Source organism: Pedobacter sp. CAN_A7, from assembly GCF_015752175.1.
GTDB lineage: Bacteria > Bacteroidota > Bacteroidia > Sphingobacteriales > Sphingobacteriaceae > Pedobacter.
The window spans coordinates 1,130,293-1,148,288 of sequence record NZ_JADOUW010000001.1; the positions used below are offsets into that span (position 1 = coordinate 1,130,293).

Below are 17,996 nucleotides of genomic sequence, written 5' to 3' on the forward strand. Positions count from 1 at the left end.
TGGTTAGATTGGTATTACAAGATAGCGAAATTGCCCATTTCAGCGGTAATTTTTATATCATTAAGTTTTTTAATCAGTTCAACTTCTTCTTCTTTATAAGGTGTTCCATCTTTTCTAAACACCTCATGAAACCATTCTTTTGGTTCCTCTCCATTAGGCAGTGGGGTATCCCAAGCATGTTTGGTGTTAGATTTTCCATCTACCAGACCCCAGTTAATGGCACCTATGTTTTCTTTTTTCAGGATTGGCATCACATTTTCAAAACGGCTGCCCTTTGTGCGGGCCATGTATTCTGTACAGATCATTGGCCTTCCGTGAGAACGTAGCATACCAATTACACGTTGATGCCACTGAGGCTCTTCATAATCGTGATACGTAATTACATCAGAATTTAAAGCCTGAAAGGCATTCAGCTCTTTGTAATCCCAAGCCCAAAGCCCGGCACTGATGGGTTGATCCGGGTTAACCGCCCTGGCCCATGTAAATACGCTTTTCAGCAAAGGATAAGAAGTGGTTAGCTTGCCTGAATTTCCAGGTTCATTGTATAAATCCCACAGTAAAATGCGCTTATCTGTCTTGAAGTGGGTCATCACATCCTTAACATATTTTTCAAGTGCAGGAAAATTAGCTGGATTTTTTGAATCGGGATCACCCGGGTCCTGTACCCATCCAGAGTTGTGGATGCCGGGTTTCGGTGCCGGCTGTTTGCCAATTTTACCCTGCTTGTTCCAGCAATCGTCAAAGAACACGAAAATGGTTTTGATGTTGTGTTTGTTTGCAATGCCGAGGTATTGGTCCATTCTTTTTTTGAATCCCTCCGGATCTTGCTTCCAGGCCAGGCTATGCAGATAAACCCGCATGGTGTTGAAACCAATTCCTTCTGCCCAACCTAGTTCTTTATCAATCGTAGCCGGATCAAAAGTATCTGCCTGCCACATTTCTAACTGATTGATGGCTGTACTAGGTAAAAAATTAGCCCCGTTAATCCATTTGTGTTGTTTGTACCAGGCATTAGCTTTTTCTATAGACCAAACCTTACCAACAACTGGTGTAGCTTCCTGTGCCTGCACTACTGATGCTACGCTTAACAGCAGCAGTAATAAAAGTTTAAAATGTTTTTTCATCATATCAATTAGGTGTTGTCCGGCCTACGCCGAGCGGGTTTATTTATTTTGAGAGGGAATATTTAGCTCCTGATCTGCTTTAACCGGAATACCAAAAAATGGAGATCCATCTGCATTCCAGGTAAATTTCTGTGCTCGCGGAGAACGTTGTCCACCGCAACCTTGCCCCGGACCAGCATTGGCATGGTATAAAATCCAATCTTCTTTTCCATCAGGCGATTTAAAAAAGGAGTTATGACCAGGCGCATACACGCCATTTTCTGGCGATTGTTTGAACACCGGTTGCGGACTTTTTACCCAGGAGGAGGCGGCTAATAGATTTTCAGCTGTTAAGGTTAACATGCCCAAAGCATAGAAATCTGTCCAGCAGCCACTAGCTGAATAGATCAGAAAAACTTTCCCATTGTTTACAAGTACCTGTGGACCTTCGTTTACATCTACATGTGGTGGGTTGTTAGGATCATTCAGGTCACCATGTTTTTCCCAATCAAACTGGGGAGTAGATATTTTATACCTTTCCCCATCAATAGTCCAGGGGTTTTTCATTTTAGCGATATAAATTTCCTGCTTCTGGTTCACGTCTCCCTCCCATCCAGCCCATATCATATAAAGCTGGTTCTGGTAGGTGAACACGGAACCATCAATTGCCCATTTATTCGTGGCATCGCCAACTTTTCCTTTAAATTCCCATTCTCCCTGAAAAGGATCTTTAGATGAATTTTCCATTACGTACATGCGGTGGTTCTTATTTTGGCCATCATCTGCAGCAAAATAAACATACCATTTCCCAGCAATAAAATGAATTTCCGGTGCCCAGAGCTCTTTAGAATAGGCCATATCTGCAGGTGGAACAAAGATGGTTTTGTTGTCGGCAGTATTCAGATCTGCCAGGTTTTTGGTTTTCCAGATCACCAGCTTGTTTTGCATGGTTTGGGTATAGTAATAATGACCATCCTTATAAATGCTCCATGGGTCAGCTCCTGAAGGAAGCAATGGGTTTTTAAAAGTTTGCGCAACGCTCACCTGTACGATGAACAATAGCAACAAACTCAATATAATGCGGTATCGCTTGATGTATTTTTTCATATTATTGTTCTCCGGAAGGTTTGCTTATCTGCAATCCTGTGGCTACTGGCATACCAAAATATGGGCTACCATCGGTTTTAAATGTAAATTTCTGCATTCTGATGTTTCTTCTGTCGGCACATCCCTGGTTGGTTTCAGCATTGGCGTGGTAAACAATCCAGTTCTCCTTGCCATCTGGCGATTTAAAAAACGAATTGTGTCCCGGGCCAAAGGCATTGCTTTGTGGTTGTTTGCTAAACACTGGCTGTGCTGACTTTAGCCAATCAGCTTTTACCAAAGGATCTCCCCCGGTTTTAAGACTCAGCATCCCTAAACCATAATCATCTGTTCCACAATAACTTGCTGAATAAATTAAAAAAACTTTATTATCCGGTGATACGAGTGCCTGTGGCCCTTCATTAACACCAAATCCGTTTTTTTCCCATCCTAATTCTGGCTCTGTCAACTTTGTGGATGATCCTGTTAGCGTATAAGGATTCGCCATTTTAGCGATGTAGATATTTTGTGTTAAATTCACATTGGTCACATCAGGTCTTCCGCACCACATAAAATAGCGGCTACCGTTCATTTCCAAAATTGATCCATCAATTGCCCAGAAATCAGTGTCGGCGCTGAAAATCCGGCCTTTATCTACCCAGGTTCCTGTGGTTGGATCGGCACTGCTGTTTTCCAATACCCAGGTACGCTGGCTGCTATCGGAACCATTTCCTGCAGTGTAATAAATGTACCATTTGCCATCCAGGAAGTATAACTCTGGTGCCCAGACGTTTCTCGAATTAGCTGCGCCTGCTGCCGGAATGAATACTGTTTTTGGAATGGCAGCACTCAATTTAGACATTGCAGTAGTGGCCCATAAACTGATAGAACTCCCGTTGGTTTGCAAATAATAATACACCCCGTCTTTTTGAAAAACCGATGGGTCTGCACCGCTCATCAAGGGGTTGGAAAAGGTGCTTACTACCGCTGGTGGATTTACGGGTATAACTGGAACAGGGTTACTTGACTTTCCGCAAGAAATACTTACAGAAATCAAGATGGCCAGTCCAACAGTATGAAGCTTAAATCCTTTAAGCATTTGGTTATTTATCATAGGATATATTTAGATAATATGTACAGGACTTCCATAAATCGTCATTGCGAAGCCGATGTTTAATTGGCTGCGCAATGATGACTCTTTTATTAATATTTAGGATTCTGCGTTAAATTTGAATTTAAATCTATATCGGCCTGCGGGATAGGATAAAACTCATGTTTCCCTACAATAAAACCAGTAAAATCAGCGTCTCTCGTGGCCAATGTCGGATTCAAATCTCCCCAGCGGGATAAGTCTGCCCAACGCCATCCTTCGCCAGCCAGTTCCGTTACACGTTCATGTTTCAATTGCGTTAAAAACTGTGACTGGTTCAGTCCTGGCTTTGCAACAGTTAATGTTGCCAAACCCACTCTTTGCCTCACACGGTCCACATATTGGTAAGCTTCAGCAGTTCTGCTTAAACCATTTAAGGCTTCAGCATACATTAAAAGCACGTCTGCATAGCGGATTAAACGGTAGTTATTGGGTGAGCGGAAACCTTCTTCGTTTTTCCAGTGATCGTTTAATAATTTACGGAACCATACACCGTTTGCATCAGGTCCATTGCCATAACGGCTGGCAAAAGTTTGCCCATAAACTATTGTTGCAGTTGGACCAGCTGGGTTAGCGTTATTGAAAATAAGAGATGCCGCCAAGCGTGGATCCTGTGCACCGCTAACGGTAGTTTCCTGTAAAAACTCATCCACTAGCCATCTGCGGGCTCCCCCATCAGAAAAGCCTACACCCGGAGGCGCGAAAAATTGAGAGATAGAGGTACCGGTATTGTTGATTCTAGTCTCATCCACATCATCATCAGTACTTTCCGATTGATTTTCACTAAATTGAATTTCAAAGATCGATTCGCTGTTGTTTTCTTTGCTGATGATAAAGTTATCCCGGTAATCGGGCATTAAGCTATACATAGCGCTTCCAACTCCGGTAACCAGGTAAGCAAATGCATCGGCAGCTTCCTGATACTTCAGCTGCTGAAGATAGGTTTTACCCAGAAGCGCATAAGCCGCACCTTTCGTTGCACGGCCTAAATCCGTTGCTGAATAACTCACTGGTAAATCAACTATAGCTTCCGTTAAATCTTTAGCCACCTGCGCAAAAGCCTCTTCTGTAGTGGCATTCGCCGGAACATCTTTCGGCTGTGATGGCGTCAACATTAAAGGCGGACGACCATAATAAATCGTTAGGTTGAAATAAAATAACGCCCTTAAAAATTTAGCCTCTGCGATGATTCTTCTTTTATCGTTCTCATCCATTGGTATTGCAGGCACATTTGCGATCACCTGATTGGCCCTAAACACGCCAACATACAGGTTAGACCATGTTTGAGAAGTTAGCCCATCATTATAATCGGTTTGGTTAAAGCGCATTAAGTTGTTCAGTCCACCGTCACCGCCAGATCCATAACCTTCATCAGATTTTAGAATGCCATGGTAAAACATCCAGCGTGAATATAAACTAGCGGTACGGTAAAACGTACTGTAAACCGCATTGATGCCTTTTGTGGCGTCCTCACCTGTTTTCCAGAAACTGGCAATAGTTGGTGCATTTGGATTAATCGCATCAAAGTCTCTTTTACAGCCTGTAAAGGCCATGAGCAATGCGGTTAAAATGAATATATATTTTTTCATGATTTATTTTATTAGAATCCTACACTAAAACCAAATGATACTATTCTTGATGATGGGTAATTTCCGTTATCCACTCCTGGCTCAAGGTTTGCGTTCGCCCCCACTACATCAGGATCCAGCCCGCTATATTTAGTAATGGTAAATAAGTTTTGACCACTTACATATAATCTGGCGCTGCCGATACCTGCATTGGAGATCAGTTTGGAAGGCAGGTTGTAGCCAAGTTCTACATTACGTAACCTCAGGAATGAACCATTCTCAACCCAACGATCGGTGTTGCCCCTCGCATTTTCGTTAATCCCTCTATCATTTGCCGCAAACTGATAACCCAATCTCGGAAAATTGGTATCCGTATTGGTTGGCGTCCAGGGGCTAATTGCTGTTCTATAATTAGAATTGCCGTAACTATCCAGTTCTCTGAGCACGTCGTTGTATAATTTTTGTCCGAATGCACCGTAAAACTGAACAGAAAGACTAAAATCTTTGTATCTGGAATTAAACTGCAAACCAGTGGTAAATTTTGGAAATGCAGAGCCCGCAAATACGCGGTCTTTATCGTTTATATCATCATTGGTACCCCCGTCAATGGTATTTACATAACGGATATCGCCTGGTTTAGCATAAGCACTTTGAGCCCGATGTGCATCTATTTCAGCCTGACTTTGGAATATGCCATCTGTTTTTAATACATAATATTCACCAATGGAACGGCCAACCTGCGTACGGGTATTGCCAGATTGGATGTAATCTTTCGGCTGACCAGTTTCCGTGTCGATACCCAAATTACCTAAGGATAATACTTTATTTCTCACGATGCTGATATTTCCCGCGATATCCCATTTAAAGTCGCCATCCAGATTTGGGCGGTAGGCTAAATTTAGCTCTACGCCTTTATTTTGAATGGAGCCTATGTTTACAATAGGATCACCCTGTAAATTACCTAAGTAACCTGGTAACGGCTGAGCGAGCAAAACATCCTCCGAAACTGACCGGAACACATCAAAGTTTACGGTTAGCTGATTTTCGAAGAGGGATGCATCAAAACCCAAATTGGTTGTTTCTTTCCTTTCCCATTTCAAATCACCGGATGCCAGTCTAGCCTGAATAGCGCCAGCATTGGTTGTTTGCCCGCTACCCAACACTACATCAGGCGCCTGGTTCAAGAAACCAATATATTGATATGGACTTAAAGTATTAACACCCAGCACACCATATGAACCCCTTAGTTTTAAATCAGAAATCCAATCAACTTTGAAAAAATCTTCTTTGGAAATTCTCCAGCTTAAAGCTCCGGAAGGGAAATAGCCTGTTCTAAACTGAGGAGAGAAACGAGAATCTTTATCTGCACGGAAGGTAAAGGTTGCCAGATATTTATCATTATAAGTATAGTTTACCCTACCTAAATAAGAATCTAATAAGCTTTTATAGATCGTTCCGGAAGAAGTACGGCCGTCGCCTGCCGTAGAGGTTAAAGTATTTAAATAACCGCCCCCAAATTGCGCTAGCCTGATTCCGCTACCAAAAGTATTATCCGTTTGTGTAGTTTGCTCCGTGTAACCAACTACACCGTTGATGCTGTGTTTACCTATCACATAATTGTAGTTCAATGTATGCTCCAATAAATAACTCAGGAACTGGGAGCGGTTATCACTTAGCTGACTAAAATCAGGCGACTGGTTCTGATACCAGGAACCATCTTTTCTAATCGATTTGCTTTTATCAAAACTGGTTTCGATACCTGCGTTAAATCTATAAGTTAAGCCCTCAATTATTTTAAAGTCTAGATAAGCGTTACCAATAACTTTTGCAAAATTTGATTTAACTGACGTAATATTTGCGATAGCGCTTTGGTTACGGGAAAAAGTATTAATACTTGCATTCGAACCATAACCCCATCCACCTGGATTGTTCGTACTGATTAAAGCATCATCCTGAACAGGAATTAAAGGTATGCTGGTGAACATATCATACCAGGGATTTCCTGCAAAAGCACCTCCCTGGAATGGAGATTTTGAAGTGGAAGAAGAAAAGGCCAGGTTTTCTCCAAATTTAAATCGTCCTTTTGTGGTTTCAGTATTAACCCTGAACGATGCACGCTCAAATTCTCTGGCAATTAAAGCGCCTTTATCTTTAAAATAGCCGCCTGAAATGAGGTATTTCGACCCGTTGCCACCGCCCGAAATACTGGCGTTATAATCCTGAACTGATCCGGTGCGAAGTGTCTCATCCACCCAATCGGTATTGGTTATGCCATTATAATTAGCAACACCCGGCTGAATAGCCATTCCCGATGCCTGATAAGCAAGGGTATTGGTTGCCGCATATTCGGCCGAATTCATCATATCATATGTTTTAGGCACTTGAGAAACACTATATCTTGTGGTAACTGATATTTTTGCAGGTCCGTCTTTACCTTTCTTCGTTGTAATTAAAATCACTCCATTTCCTGCTCTAGATCCATAGATCGCAGCAGCAGAGGCATCTTTAAGGATTTGTATATCTTCAATGTCATTCGGACTAACAGTAGTATTAGGATCAGCAATCATCCCGTCTATTACATACAAAGGATTTGCATTACCAAAAGTGGCTAAACCCCGAATATTTACTACGGCTTCCTGACCAGGGGCGCCACCATTTCTTACGGCTACACCTGGTGATTGGCCTTGTAAAGCTTCTGGCAAGGAGCGCGAGACTAATTTTTCGGTATTGCCCGTGCTTACTGTACCTGTAGCGCCGGTTAAATCTCTTCTTTTAATAGTTTGGTAACCAATGACAACTACATCTTCCAATACAGTCTCGGAGGATTCTAAGGTAACATCAATTACCGGATTACCCCCAACCAGAATTTCTTTGGATTTGAAGCCAACGTAATTGAATATTAAAGTGGCATTCTCCGGAACCGAGATGCTGAATTTTCCATTCCCATCTGTTACCACCGCTCCACCACCGCCCTTAATGTTTACGGAAACACCTCCAAGGACTTCGCCTGAAGTTGTCCGCACCGTTCCTGTAACCACAACATCGCGTTTTTCAGCTTTAATTTCATAGGTTTTGAGGTGCATATCCACAGCATAACCCGGGGATATTGCTGCTACCATCAATAATGGCACAGCGAGTATACCTTTAAGGTTACTGACCTGATGAACATGAAATAAACTGAGTAAATTTCTTTTTTTCATAATATTTACATTTGGTTTTTCTGAATAGAAATTAGATCGGACCTGTGCTTTAAAAGACAGCCCATAAGCTTACCTGATTGGCTTTTTTTCATTGACGTGATTAGGTTTATATTGGTTAGCAATGCGTAAAACCTGGGAGGTTTTACTATAGCAATTGTAGAAAATTTATCGGAGATTCGGTTATAAAAATTGTTTCAAAATCTGTAACAATTGTGGAATTTCTGTGGAGAAATCAACCTCAGCGTTTGAAATTGATCGTCTATGCTCTTTAGAACAGGTAGGCGTTTGAAATCAACAAATGGATGTGGATAGGTGTTATTTGCTGACAACCTAATCAACAACTATAGTGAAGACTATTGGACTGGAGCGTTTTGTATAAGCACAGGAAAGCAATTACAACAATGCCTATGTGAGGTGATAAATGGGCGCAAATGGCTTCGACCAGGCGCTCATACAAGAGCGGGGATGAAACGCATCAAGTACGGGATTAGTACGACACTCGTACGGGAGTCGCCGTACGAGTGTCGTATGAAAGGCGTTTCTGACCCGTCTCTGGTCCGGTCTTACCAGGAACCACAGTGCAAACCAGGTTGGTTTGCATGGAAGTGTTAATTGGATAGGATAGCTTCCGCCCACCTAGAAAATAGGGAGGTCAAACTAAGCAAATAATAAAGCCGCTTTTCTTAGAGAGCGGCTTTTTTAGTATTAACTGTTATTGTTATGGTCAGTAATCATTTTCCCAACCTGCTGCACAAAATCAGCATCTAATTCATCTTGGGTACTCCAAACAACCTCTTCTTCACTGGGCTCTGGATAAATCACCCCAAGTTTATCTAAACCGTCCATGATGCGGTAAGTACCGTTGTCTTGTGGCTCTATTGTAAGTCTTTTTTCTAATAGTTGTAGTTCGAATGATTCCATGTATATAGTGTTTCCTAGTTAAACACAGTGGGATGTTAAATGTTTATAGACAATTTTTATATTCAAGCTGATGGTCTTAAGCGTTTTGAAAAAGCCGGAGAATTCAGTGGTTAGGCTTATCCGGTAACCGATAAATATTATACAATTCGACCACTGGAAGAAGCTGCTGAATACCTAAACATATGGTGGGCGACAGACTGGTGCGAATTAAGGTAGAACTGATGGATATAGTTGCTGTCAGAAAAACAGTGGACCCAACTGGGTGCTTCTCGAACCATTTCTTACCTGTTTTATGTTTAATTAGTGATCTGAGAAAATAATCGCGATTTAAACGGATAAAAAAAAGACTTCTATCGATTAAAATTATAATGGTTAATCTGTGCTAAAATATTAAAACTAGTGCGCATTTTTAATGTTAAAACTTTGAATTGTTTTGTAAAGGAGTAGGAGGTTATCACCTAAATCTCCTATTTGGCGAATCTGACCATTGATGTCATAATCAATTCGTTTATCTCCTATTTGGCGAATCCGGCCATTTATATCATAATCAACTCGATCATCTCCTATTTGACGAACTCGGTTATTAATATCATAATCTATTCGTTTATCCCCAATTTGGCGAACACGATTATTAATATCATAATCTATTCGTTTGTCCCCAATTTGGCGAACACGGTCATTGATATCATAATCAACTCGATCATCTCCTATTTGGCGAACACGATTATTAATATCATAGTCTATTCGTTTATCTCCGATTTGACGAACTCGGTCATTGATATCATAGTCAACTCGATCATCTCCTATTTGACGAACTCGGTTATTAATATCATAGTCTATTCGTTTGTCCCCGATTTGACGAACACGGTCATTGATATCATAATCAATTACTAAACCGTCAATATCACTCAAACGGCCGTTCACGTCATATTTCAATGGTTTATCGCCCATGCTGTCAAAAGTGGAAACATTTATATTTTGCAGCCTACCTTTTGAATCTAATCGTACATTCAAACCTTCCTTTTGCACGATAAAAACCTGTTTTTTATCGTTCCCAGAAAGGTAAAGCTTAATTGTTTGTGAATAAACAGTACCCGAAAAAATAAAAAAAGAAAATAAAAATAGGATGGTTTTCATAAGGATTAACTAAGGTGACTCATTGCTGGCCAATGATAATGAAATATTTTTAAGCACTCCGACAAAAACCACACATAAATCAGTGCCTAAAAAATGTCTAAAAAAACAAAACCCTCTTTACAATTTGTAAAGAGGGTTTGTGGGCCCAGCTGGGCTCGAACCAGCGACCAAAAGATTATGAGTCTTCTACTCTAACCAACTGAGCTATAGGCCCCGAAAAATCTTGTTTGATTTTGCGAGTGCAATGTTACATATTTACATCGAATTTTAAAACATATTTAATGCAAAATATAAAAAATGTTATTTTCGATTACGGAAATGTGATCTTCGAAATAGACTTTAAAAAGGCCCAAGATGCTCTGCAGCAATTGGGTATACAAGATATAGAAAATTTTTTCGCCCACAAAGGACACAATAGTTTATTTGATGATTTCGAGACAGCGACCATCACACCCGACCAATTTAGGGAAGGAATCAGGCTTGCAGCAAAAAATAATGACCTTACCAACCAGGAAATTGATGCCGCATGGAATAGTTTATTGATCGGTGTTGCACCAACTATCCACGATGTGTTGTTAAAAGTAAAAGAAAAATACCGGACGTTTTTACTAAGTAATAGCAACGAGATCCATTACGACTACATTGTAGACTACCTCAAAAAAGAACATGCACTCGAAGCCATTGATACTTTATTTGAGAAAGCTTACTTCTCGCAACACATGTACCTGCGTAAACCGCATGTAGAAATTTTCAACCAGGTGATTAAGGAAAACAACTTAAAACCTGAAGAGACGTTATTTATTGACGATAGTCCGCAACACCTGGAAGGTGCTAAAAAAGCCGGTATACACACCCTATTAATGACGGAAAACCCGAAAAACCTGGAAGCTTTCCTAAAAAAGAACAACATCATCTAAGCATGACGAATAAAAGATTTAAAACCTTAAAGGAATTTTATCCTTTCTACCTCTCTGAGCATCGGAATTTAACAAGCCGCATTCTCCATTTCATTGGTACCGGCCTGGTGGTGCTGCTATTCATTACCGCCATCCTTTTTCACAACTATCAGTTTCTCCTGGCTATCCCTATTGTGGGTTACGGCTTTGCCTGGGTAGGTCATTTATTTTTTGAAAAGAATAAACCGGCTACTTTTCAATACCCGATGTTTAGTCTGGCAAGCGACTTTATGTTATTTTGGGATCTGCTATCGGGCCAACAGCCATTCAGGGTAGAGGACTAACATTAATAGTTTTTATCTATAGTTAAATAGAAATTAACAGTTTTTATTTATTCGATCGAAGCGCTACTTTTATAAAAATTATTATTTATGGACGAGCAAAACAAATCGAATAGAAAACTAACTACTGCATCTGGCAGACCATATTACGAACATGAAAACACTATGTCTGTGGGAAGCCGGGGTCCTTTATTACTTCAGGACTTTATTTTACACGAAAAAATGGCGCACTTTAACAGAGAGCGCATCCCTGAACGTATCGTTCACGCTAAGGGAACGGGTGCCTATGGCACTTTTACCGTTACTCATGACATCACAAAATATACAAAGGCAAAGTTATTTTCGGCAGTTGGCAACAGCTGCCGGATGTTTGCCCGCTTCTCTACCGTAGGTGGTGAAAAAGGCAGTGCCGACTCAGAAAGAGACCCTCGCGGATTTGCGGTTAAATTTTATACTGAAGATGGTAACTGGGATATGGTTGGTAACAACACACCCGTATTTTTCGTCAAAGACGCTAAGAAATTCAGCGACTTTATTCATACGCAAAAACGTGATCCACGCACCAACCTCAAAAGCGCAAACATGGTATGGGATTTCTTTTCGCTAAATCCAGAAACTTTACACCAGGTGTTGGTATTGATGAGTGACCGCGGTACTCCTTTCTCTTATCGCCATATGCATGGTTTCGGTAGCCATACTTACTCTTTAATTAATGCAGACAATGAAAGAGTTTGGGTAAAGTTTCATTTTAAAACCCAGCAGGGCATTAAAAACTTCAGTAACGAAGAAGCCAATCAAATGCGTAATACCGATATGGACCATGCGCAACGTGACCTGGTTGACGCCATTGATAATGGTGAATTTCCAAGATGGACCTTAAAAATCCAGGTCATGACCGAGGCGGAAGCAAAAACCTTCCGTTGGAATCCTTTTGACGTTACCAAAGTATGGCCACATGCGGAATTCCCATTAATAGAAGTAGGTGTAATGGAACTGAACCAGGTTCCAAACAATTATTTTGCTCACGTGGAACAAGCGGCCTTTGCCCCTTCTAACCTGATAGATGGTATTGGTTTTTCTCCCGATAGGATGTTACAAGGACGTATTTTTTCTTACGCAGATGCACAACGTTACCGTTTAGGTGTAAATCATGAGCAAATACCTGTTAACAGGTGTCCATTTATGGTAAATAACTACCACCGTGATGGACAAATGCGTGTAGACGACAATGGTAGCGACCATCCAAACTACTTTCCAAATAGTTACGGTGATATTGTTCCTGACCCGGAATATAAAGAACCTTCGTTGGAATTAGATAGCAATGTTGCCGATTGGTTCGACAGAAATGAAGGCCCTGGCGACAATGATCACTATACTCAAGCGGGCGACCTTTACCGAAAGGCGCTAAACGATGAAGGCCGGATGAACTTAATTGAAAATATTGTAGGCTCCATGATTGGTATCAATGGCCCTAACCGTGCAAAGATTGTGAATCTTCAATTATGCCACTTCTTTAGGGCAGATATGCAATTAGGTATGGCTATTGCAAAAGGACTTGGTGTTGATATTGAACAGGCGATGCCTGCAAGACACTAAACCTATAATTCAAATAGAAAAGGCCTGATGAATATTATTTCATCAGGCCTTTTCTATATTTAGCTAGCTAGATTATTAAAACTTCCTGCGTGCTTTCTCTTTAGCAATAAGGTTAAGCTCCCTGCTCGTTTGTCCGGCAACCGAAGTATTTTCCTGCGCTCTTCTAAACAGATAAGGCATTACTGCTTTGATTGGGCCATAAGGCACATATTTAGCTACGTTATAATCCGCATCAGATAAGTTGAAGCTGAGGTTGTCGCTCATTCCTAATAATTGAGAGAAATACACATGTGAATGGTTGTGCGGAATTTCATGCTCATCTAATAGCTGGGCAAGGGTCTGGCAGCTTTCTTCATTATGTGTACCAGCAACAAAACCAATTTCTTTAATGTTCGCTACGCAATATTGTAAGGAAGCATCGTAATCTTTATCGGTTGCAGCTTTATCACGTTGAATTGGTGATGGATAGCCCATTTCTTCCGCTCGTTTTCTTTCTTTCTCCATATAAGCACCACGAACCATCTTAACGCCTAAAACGAAACCCGTTTCACGCGCAATCAGGTGATCGGCTTTCATATCAGCCAGTTTATCATGACGGTACATTTGGTAAGTATTGTAAACCAGTAAGCGCTCGCGGTTAAATAAACGCATCATGTCTAAGGCAAGGTCATCAATCGTTTTCTGAATCCAACTTTCTTCCGCATCAATCATGATGGGTACATTTTTGTCGTAAGCCCTTTGGCAAATTCTCTGACAACGTGCGCGTACTTTTGCAAATTCTGCTTCCTCAGCGGCTGTAAGGCTTTGTTGGGCATCAATTTTTTCTAACAGGGCAAAACGACCTATACCAGTAATTTTAAAAACGGTAATAGGCACACGTGAATCACCTGCCGCACGTTCGATGGTTCTGATAATTTCCTCGCAGGTAAAATCAAATACCTCTTCTTTTTCTTCTCCTTCTACAGAATAATCGAGAATAGTACCCACCTTACCTAGCGCAAGTTGTTTAATGGTATTTTCGCATTCGGCGATGGTTTCTCCACCGCAAAACTGCTTAAAAATAGTAGCTCTGATGAGGGGTTTAAGAGGTAGTCCCGCATTTAAAAAGAAATTGGTAATCGGGGGGCCAATTTTGACTAGAAAGTTACTGCTAATCACTTTGTATAAATAATAGGCACTGTTTAAGTCAGCATTCGATTTATTTCTAAACGCAATCTCTGTGTTTTCAAAATTCAATCTTCTTCTGGGGGTTGTTTCCATTGATGAGATATGTGTGTGTAATGCTGCAAAAATATAAAATCCATCACATTTACCTTGTAAAACAGTTTGTATTTGTTGTAAATTGCGCTCATAATGATAGATTTTAAACTAGAAGGTGAGTTTATTCCCTTAATCCAGCTTTTAAAAGCAACTGGTCTTGTTCAAAGTGGTGGCGAAGCACAAACTGTAGTAGAAGACGGATTGGTAAAATATAACGGTGCAGTTGATTATCGTAAACGATTAAAAGTTCGCGTTGGCGATGTGATCGATTTTATGGGTAAAACGATAAAAGTAAGCTAATGGCAGTATTAGAGAGTGCAGGTAGCACCATCCACTTTGAAACACAACTTGCGCCCTTGATGAACATCATTGAGCAAGGTAAATACAGCAAAGTATTTGTCTTTACAGATGGCAACACCTCTGAAATTTGTTTACCGGTTTTTCGGGAGATGTTAGATGATTTCAGTGAATTTGACTTGATTGAAACGGACCCAGGAGAAGAAAACAAAAACATTGACTTCTGCATTGGTATCTGGAAAACCTTACTGGATTTTGAAGCGGACCGCAAATGTCTGATGATTAATCTAGGTGGTGGTGTGATTACAGATATGGGTGGCTTTATTGCCTCCACTTATAAAAGGGGTATTCATTTCATCAATATTCCTACTACCCTACTCGCTCAGGTTGATGCTTCGGTGGGTGGAAAAACAGGCATTGATATCGACAACGTTAAAAACATGGTGGGTACCTTCACCTTACCTCAGGCCGTATTTATCGAAACGGCATTTCTAAAAACATTACCTGAACGTGAATTACTATCTGGTTTTGCCGAAATGATCAAACACGGTTTAATCGCCGATCAGGATTATTACCAGGCATTAAAAACCAGCGACTATAAAAATCCAGCTGCAGAAGCAATTTTCCGCTCTGTAGAAATAAAAAATGAAGTAGTCACCACAGACCCTCAGGAACAAAACCTGCGTAAAATTTTAAACTTTGGTCACACCATAGGTCATGCTGTAGAAAGTTATGCGTTAAGCAACAACCCTATGCCGCTAACCCATGGGGAAGCTATAGCGATCGGCATGGTATGTGAAGCCTTCCTATCTCATCGAAACAGCACATTAACAGCAGCGGAATTGGAAGACATCACCACCTACATCTTGAGCTTATACCCTGCTTACACCATTGTACCGGAAAGCTTTGATGACCTGTTGGCCCTTATGCAAAGTGACAAAAAAAACGAACATGGCCAGGTGATGTTCTCCCTATTAGAAAATATTGGCCATTGTGGATATAATTGTATTGTTACTACTCAGGACATTAAAGAAAGTTTGAATTACTTCAACAACTTTTATACTAATAAACCTGCATAGGGCTATTATTTCGCAGCAACAGCTAAAGGAACTAACACACAATAATTAATTTTTTTAAATTAACTATTGACAAATTAAATTTTGTTTGTACATTTGAAATAATAAAACAACAAACAGGTGTTAAAGCCTGCTAAAAAACAAGATGAAACTATCATAAGTTTTATAGCTTCCAAAGGCAATAAGCACAAGTAACGATAGCAACATCACCATAAAAGACAATAAAATACTGATGAGAAATATTACTACATATTGGTTTGGTTACTTCTACTATTTTAGTAAGAGCCGGGACTGATATGCAATTAAAATAACAAGATAACTGTATATGAAAAGTCCCGGCCTAAAGCCGGGACTTTTTTTGTTTAAAAAAAATGAAAAAAGCAATTAGGGTAGCCATTCAAGGTATTAAAGCATCATTCCACGAGGAAGCTGCATTTAAATTTTTCGGAAAAGATATTGACACCATCGAGTGCAACTCTTTTAAACATACGTGTGAGGCTCTGGAGAAAAAAGATGCGGATTTTGTGGTCATGGCTATAGAAAATTCCATTGCAGGTAGCCTGCTCCCTAATTATACGTTGATCAGAGATTACAATTTCTCCATCGCCGGAGAGGTTTACCTGCCGATACAATTGCACCTGATGGCCTTACCGGGTGTAAAATTTGAAGACATCAAATATGTTACCTCCCACCCCATCGCCATCCGCCAGTGCATTGATTTTTTTGATGAATACCCACATTTACAGGTGGTTGAAAGTACAGATACCGCAGCTTGCGCAAAGAAAATAAGGGATGAAGAATTAAAAGATACCGTGGCTATTGCCAACACCCTTGCTGCTGAACTATATGGCTTGAATATTATTGAAAGAAGAATCGAATCCAATAAGAAAAACTATACTCGTTTCCTGATCCTGAAACGTGACAAGTCTGACGACGATAAAACAATCAATAAAGCATCCATTTGCTTCCAGGTGAGTAACCATGTTGGTGCCCTTTCTAAAGTACTAAACATCTTTGCAGAGAATGAGGTAAATCTTACTAAAATTCAATCGATGCCAGTTTTAGGCAAAAGGAATGAATATTATTTCTACATAGATATTGAATGGAAGAACATGGAAAGTTATGATACTGTGGTTCGAAGAGCCGTAAAATACACCGTGAACTTTAACATCATGGGCGAATACCTTAAAAACGATAAAGTCTAATCAATCAAAATATTAACATTAAAACCCCTACACAATGAAATTAAATTTAAACATCCAGCCCCTAAGTAGCTGGATCAACCTTAAAAATGAACCTTTAATTATCTCTGGACCATGTAGTGCAGAAACAGAAGACCAATTATTATCTACTGCACACTTACTAGCAGCAACCGGAAAAGTTTCTGTATTAAGAGCAGGCATCTGGAAACCACGTACCCGTCCGGGAGAGTTTGAAGGCATTGGTAGTATTGGTTTAGAATGGCTTAAAAGAGCAAAAGAAGAAACAGGATTACCTACCGCTGTAGAGGTTGCAACGGCTAAACATGCAGAAGAAGCACTAGCAGCTGGTGTTGATATCCTATGGATTGGTGCAAGATCTACCGCGAATCCATTTACCGTACAAGAAATTGCTGATGCCTTAAGAGGTGTTGACATTCCGGTATTGGTTAAAAACCCGGTTAATCCAGACTTATCTTTATGGGTTGGTGCATTAGAGCGTATTAACAATGCAGGTATCACTAAATTAGGTGCTATCCACAGGGGTTTCTCTTCATACGAAAAAAGCTCGTTCCGTAACGAACCAATGTGGGAACTAGCGATACAATTAAAAACACTTTGCCCGGAATTACCAATCATTAATGATCCAAGTCATATTTGCGGTAACAGAGAACTTATTCCATACATCTCGCAAAAAGCTTTAGATCTTGATATGCAAGGTTTAATGATCGAATCACACATTGATCCTTCGGTAGCCTGGACAGATGCAAAACAACAAGTAACCCCAGCAGCCTTAGCAGAACTGGTAGAACGTTTCAGCTTACGTAAACCAGAGTCTAAAAATGAAGCTTTTACAGATAAATTAGCTGAATTAAGAAAACAAATCGATAAAATTGACGACTTGATGATCCAGAAATTAGGTGAAAGAATGTCAATTGTTGAAAAAATCGGTGAGTTTAAAAGAGATAACGATGTAACTATACTACAAGTTAACCGTTGGGATGAAATTATCCAGAAAAGATCTGCTTTTGCAAAAGCATTGAAACTAGATCCAAACTTTACCGAGAAATTCCTGGAACTGGTTCACAACGAATCCATCAGAAAACAAACGGAGATCATGAATGAAGGTAAAGAAACTTCAAGCATTGAAGAAGCTTCAGCCCAATAGC

At 40.3% G+C, this 17,996-nt stretch carries 15 protein-coding genes and 1 tRNA gene; 7 read left to right on the forward strand and 9 right to left on the reverse strand.

Annotated elements, in window-relative coordinates; all coding sequences use genetic code 11:
- Window positions 1–14 precede the first annotated feature (14 nt).
- The 8 genes from IWX76_RS05025 to IWX76_RS05060 form a co-directional block, all read right to left on the reverse strand.
- On the reverse strand, window positions 15–1,127 hold the full coding sequence (locus IWX76_RS05025) for a 1,4-beta-xylanase (RefSeq protein WP_334641249.1): 1,113 nt from the start codon (window positions 1,125–1,127) through the stop codon (window positions 15–17).
- 36 nt (window positions 1,128–1,163) lie between these two features.
- Window positions 1,164–2,210 (reverse strand): glycoside hydrolase family 43 protein, encoded by a 1,047-nt coding sequence (locus tag IWX76_RS05030; protein WP_196858765.1) that lies wholly within the window; start codon window positions 2,208–2,210, stop codon window positions 1,164–1,166.
- Window position 2,211: 1 nt separating this feature from the next.
- Window positions 2,212–3,300 carry a glycoside hydrolase family 43 protein gene (locus IWX76_RS05035; protein WP_334641251.1) on the reverse strand — a complete coding sequence of 363 codons (1,089 nt, stop codon included), beginning with the start codon at window positions 3,298–3,300 and terminating at the stop codon, window positions 2,212–2,214.
- A gap of 89 nt (window positions 3,301–3,389) precedes the next feature.
- Window positions 3,390–4,925, reverse strand: coding sequence for a RagB/SusD family nutrient uptake outer membrane protein (locus IWX76_RS05040; RefSeq protein WP_196858766.1), 1,536 nt, complete (start codon window positions 4,923–4,925; stop codon window positions 3,390–3,392).
- 11 nt (window positions 4,926–4,936) lie between these two features.
- On the reverse strand, window positions 4,937–8,104 hold the full coding sequence (locus IWX76_RS05045) for a SusC/RagA family TonB-linked outer membrane protein (RefSeq protein ID WP_196858767.1): 3,168 nt from the start codon (window positions 8,102–8,104) through the stop codon (window positions 4,937–4,939).
- 705 nt (window positions 8,105–8,809) lie between these two features.
- Window positions 8,810–9,025 carry a hypothetical protein gene (locus tag IWX76_RS05050; RefSeq protein ID WP_196858768.1) on the reverse strand — a complete coding sequence of 72 codons (216 nt, stop codon included), beginning with the start codon at window positions 9,023–9,025 and terminating at the stop codon, window positions 8,810–8,812.
- Window positions 9,026–9,421: 396 nt separating this feature from the next.
- On the reverse strand, window positions 9,422–10,162 hold the full coding sequence (locus IWX76_RS05055; RefSeq protein ID WP_196858769.1) for a hypothetical protein: 741 nt from the start codon (window positions 10,160–10,162) through the stop codon (window positions 9,422–9,424).
- Between the two features lie 140 nt (window positions 10,163–10,302).
- A tRNA-Ile gene (locus IWX76_RS05060) sits at window positions 10,303–10,376 on the reverse strand.
- A gap of 67 nt (window positions 10,377–10,443) precedes the next feature.
- Here IWX76_RS05060 and IWX76_RS05065 point away from each other — a divergent pair.
- From IWX76_RS05065 to IWX76_RS05075, 3 genes are all read left to right on the forward strand, one after another.
- Entirely contained in the window at window positions 10,444–11,079 is a 636-nt protein-coding gene (locus IWX76_RS05065; RefSeq protein ID WP_196858770.1) for an HAD family hydrolase, read from the forward strand.
- Between the two features lie 2 nt (window positions 11,080–11,081).
- Window positions 11,082–11,402 (forward strand): Mpo1-like protein, encoded by a 321-nt coding sequence (locus tag IWX76_RS05070; protein ID WP_196858771.1) that lies wholly within the window; start codon window positions 11,082–11,084, stop codon window positions 11,400–11,402.
- Window positions 11,403–11,489: 87 nt separating this feature from the next.
- Entirely contained in the window at window positions 11,490–12,995 is a 1,506-nt protein-coding gene (locus IWX76_RS05075) for a catalase (protein WP_196858772.1), read from the forward strand.
- A gap of 75 nt (window positions 12,996–13,070) precedes the next feature.
- Here IWX76_RS05075 and IWX76_RS05080 read toward each other — a convergent pair whose 3' ends face one another.
- Window positions 13,071–14,255, reverse strand: a complete 1,185-nt coding sequence (locus IWX76_RS05080) for a proline dehydrogenase family protein (protein ID WP_196858773.1) — start codon at window positions 14,253–14,255, stop codon at window positions 13,071–13,073.
- A gap of 93 nt (window positions 14,256–14,348) precedes the next feature.
- Between IWX76_RS05080 and IWX76_RS05085 the strand changes: the two genes are divergently transcribed.
- The 4 genes from IWX76_RS05085 (at window position 14,349) to IWX76_RS05100 (ending at window position 17,995) form a co-directional block, all read left to right on the forward strand.
- Window positions 14,349–14,555 carry an RNA-binding S4 domain-containing protein gene (locus tag IWX76_RS05085; RefSeq protein WP_196858774.1) on the forward strand — a complete coding sequence of 69 codons (207 nt, stop codon included), beginning with the start codon at window positions 14,349–14,351 and terminating at the stop codon, window positions 14,553–14,555.
- A complete protein-coding gene (gene aroB, locus IWX76_RS05090) occupies window positions 14,555–15,631 on the forward strand; it encodes a 3-dehydroquinate synthase (RefSeq protein WP_196858775.1) in 1,077 nt (358 codons plus the stop codon). Before IWX76_RS05085 ends, aroB begins: the two co-directional genes overlap by 1 nt.
- A gap of 368 nt (window positions 15,632–15,999) precedes the next feature.
- Window positions 16,000–16,833 (forward strand): prephenate dehydratase, encoded by an 834-nt coding sequence (locus IWX76_RS05095; protein WP_196858776.1) that lies wholly within the window; start codon window positions 16,000–16,002, stop codon window positions 16,831–16,833.
- A 34-nt stretch (window positions 16,834–16,867) separates the two neighbouring features.
- Window positions 16,868–17,995, forward strand: a complete 1,128-nt coding sequence (locus tag IWX76_RS05100; RefSeq protein WP_196858777.1) for a chorismate mutase — start codon at window positions 16,868–16,870, stop codon at window positions 17,993–17,995.
- Window position 17,996: the final 1 nt, after the last annotated feature.

Coding starts and splice junctions, on each gene's coding strand:
- IWX76_RS05050 (WP_196858768.1), bottom strand. CDS start 9,025: ATGGAATCATTCGAACTACAACTATTAGAAAAAAGACTTACAATAGAG.
- aroB (WP_196858775.1), top strand. CDS start 14,555: ATGGCAGTATTAGAGAGTGCAGGTAGCACCATCCACTTTGAAACACAA.
- IWX76_RS05080 (WP_196858773.1), bottom strand. CDS start 14,255: ATGGAAACAACCCCCAGAAGAAGATTGAATTTTGAAAACACAGAGATT.
- IWX76_RS05095 (WP_196858776.1), top strand. CDS start 16,000: ATGAAAAAAGCAATTAGGGTAGCCATTCAAGGTATTAAAGCATCATTC.
- IWX76_RS05055 (WP_196858769.1), bottom strand. CDS start 10,162: ATGAAAACCATCCTATTTTTATTTTCTTTTTTTATTTTTTCGGGTACT.
- IWX76_RS05070 (WP_196858771.1), top strand. CDS start 11,082: ATGACGAATAAAAGATTTAAAACCTTAAAGGAATTTTATCCTTTCTAC.
- IWX76_RS05025 (WP_334641249.1), bottom strand. CDS start 1,127: ATGATGAAAAAACATTTTAAACTTTTATTACTGCTGCTGTTAAGCGTA.
- IWX76_RS05075 (WP_196858772.1), top strand. CDS start 11,490: ATGGACGAGCAAAACAAATCGAATAGAAAACTAACTACTGCATCTGGC.
- IWX76_RS05085 (WP_196858774.1), top strand. CDS start 14,349: ATGATAGATTTTAAACTAGAAGGTGAGTTTATTCCCTTAATCCAGCTT.
- IWX76_RS05035 (WP_334641251.1), bottom strand. CDS start 3,300: ATGATAAATAACCAAATGCTTAAAGGATTTAAGCTTCATACTGTTGGA.
- IWX76_RS05045 (WP_196858767.1), bottom strand. CDS start 8,104: ATGAAAAAAAGAAATTTACTCAGTTTATTTCATGTTCATCAGGTCAGT.
- IWX76_RS05100 (WP_196858777.1), top strand. CDS start 16,868: ATGAAATTAAATTTAAACATCCAGCCCCTAAGTAGCTGGATCAACCTT.
- IWX76_RS05030 (WP_196858765.1), bottom strand. CDS start 2,210: ATGAAAAAATACATCAAGCGATACCGCATTATATTGAGTTTGTTGCTA.
- IWX76_RS05065 (WP_196858770.1), top strand. CDS start 10,444: ATGCAAAATATAAAAAATGTTATTTTCGATTACGGAAATGTGATCTTC.
- IWX76_RS05040 (WP_196858766.1), bottom strand. CDS start 4,925: ATGAAAAAATATATATTCATTTTAACCGCATTGCTCATGGCCTTTACA.